The following is a 2,576-nucleotide window of genomic DNA, read 5'->3' on the forward strand; positions in this document are numbered from 1 at the left end:
CGCCAAATTTTTGGTTTAAAAACAGAAATCAAAGAGGGTTTGGAGAGCAAACCCCTACAGTTTTTGAGATGAAAAATAATTTGTAATTGACAGAGTTCGTGTTAATTCTTCAGATTTTTATTTCTCCGAGATTTTCCACACTTCATATATGGAAATTTTTGAGCGCCAAATTTTTGGTTTAAAAACAGAAATCAAAGAGGGTTTGGAGAGCAAACCCCTACAGTTTTTGAGATGAAAAATCATTGAGGGTTTGGAGACCCAACCCCTACAGTTTTTGAGATGAAAAATAATTTGTAATTGACAGAGTTCGTGTTAATTCTTCAGATTTTTATTTCTCCAACATTTTCCACACTTCATATATTAAAATTTTTGAGCGCCAAATTTTTGGTTTAAAAACGGAAATCAAAGAGGGTTTGGAGAGCAAACCCCTACAGTTTTTGAGATGAAAAATAATTTGTAATTGACAGAGTTCGTGTTGATTACAAATAATTTTTATTTCTCCAACATTTTCCACACTCCTCTACTCATCTTCAATTACTTGATTTCTGTCAAGTATTAATAAATTTCTCAACTGTTCTGTATCCAGTTCAGTTAACCATTGTTCCCCTGCACCTACTACTTGCTCTGCTAATTCTTTTTTACTTTCAATTAAATCATGTATTTTTTCTTCTAAAGTTCCGGTACATACAAATTTATGCACCTGAACATTCCGAGTTTGACCAATTCTAAATACCCGATCGGTAGCCTGATTTTCTACTGCAGGATTCCACCATCTATCAAAGTGAAAAACATGATTAGCGCGAGTTAGATTTAAACCTGTTCCTCCAGCTTTTAATGACAGAATCATTATCGGCGGACCTTGAGGATCTAATTGGAATTGATCTACCATTTCTTCTCTTTTATTTTTGCGGGTAGCTCCATATAAATACAAGATTTCTCTACCTAAAATTTTCTGTAAATAAGGTTGTAAAATTTTTCCCCATTCAGCAAATTGAGTAAAGATAATTGCTCGTTCTCCTTGAGACATTATTTCTTCTAACATTGCCCCTATACGTTGCAATTTTCCAGAATTTTCATCGCTGATTTCTACTTTTTTCTTACTGCCTTTTTTGATTTGTAAAAGTACGGGATGATTACAGAGTTGTTTCAGCTTTACTAATAAGGCTAAAATTTTTCCTTTTCGCTGAATACCATCAGCAGCTTCAATTTCTGCTAAGGAATTTTCAACGATATTTTGATAGAGTTTTGCCTGTTCATTTGCTAGGGGGCAAAAGATAGTATTTTCTTGTTTTTCCGGTAAGTCTTGAATAATATCTTTGTCTGTTTTGAGGCGACGAAGAATGAATGGTTGAACCAAAGAACGCAAAGTTTGTAATGAATTTGTATCCCCATATTTTTCGATGGGAATAGCAAACCGACGCTGGAAAAATTTCTTTTTACCTAAATATCCAGGATTCAAAAAATCTAAAATTGACCAGAGTTCTGAAAGACGATTTTCTACGGGAGTTCCTGTTAACGCAATTCTGAATGATGCGTCTAATTTTCTTGCTGCTTGAGATTGTTTTGCATCTGGATTTTTGATATTTTGGGCTTCATCAACTATTACTGACTGCCATTTTATTGTCTGTAATATTTTCTCATCTCGATACAATAAAGCGTAACTTGTTATGACTAAATGTTTGTCTTTAATTACTGTGGCAAACTGTTTACCTTTCGCACGTTTATCGCCGTGATGTACTATTACTTTTAAACTAGGTCCGAATTTTTTTACTTCTCTTTCCCAGTTACCTAATACGGAGGTAGGGCAAACTAATAATGTGGGTGCTTCGAGTGCTTCTTTTTCTTGTTGATTGAGCAAAAATGCTATGGTTTGAATGGTGTTATGACAAAGAATATTATTGGCAATAAAGTTATGATGTTTGCTAACTTCAAAGTCATAAACCCATCCCTCATATTCGATATCTTCGATAGATTCTATCTGACAATAATAGACTTCTTGGTTGAGTAATTTTTGCAGGCGAGTTTTGTTAATTTCTAGCTCGAGAATGTTTAGCAATAAATCAGTTTCTAAAGTTTGATTTATCCGTTGCGAAAATTTTTGTTGAGGATATCCTTCTTCGACAACTTCACTAATACTCTCCAAACTATTAATCAATTTTTCCAAGGTAGTAGGAGAAAATTCTGGAAAACCGTCGAGAGTTCGAGTCGTTCGTTGCGAAAATTTCTGTGAAGCATATCCTTCTTCGACAACTTCACTAATACGCTCCAAACTATTAATCAATTTTTCCAAGGTAGTAGGAGAAAATTCTGGAAAACCGTCGAGAGTTCGAGTCGTTCGTTGCGAAAATTTCTGTGGAGCATATCCTTCTTCGACAACTTCACTAATACTCTCCAAACTATTAATCAATTTTTCCAAGGTAGTAGGAGAAAATTCTGGAAAACCGTCGAAAGTTCGAGTCGTTCGTTGCGAAAATTTCTGTGGAGCATATCCTTCTTCGACAACTTCACTAATACTCTCCAAACTATTAATCAATTTTTCCAAGGTAGTAGGAGAAAATTCTGGAAAACCGTCGAAA

General features: G+C 34.6%; 1 protein-coding gene. It reads right to left on the reverse strand.

Going from position 1 to position 2,576, the window contains the following annotated elements:
- Positions 1 to 520 precede the first annotated feature (520 nt).
- On the reverse strand, positions 521 to 2,576 hold a 2,056-nt coding region (locus F6K40_RS39770; RefSeq protein ID WP_293145706.1), incomplete at its 5' end, for a DEAD/DEAH box helicase.

Origin of the sequence: Okeania sp. SIO3I5 (assembly GCF_010672085.1) — a bacterium.
Taxonomy (GTDB): Bacteria; Cyanobacteriota; Cyanobacteriia; order Cyanobacteriales; family Microcoleaceae; genus Trichodesmium.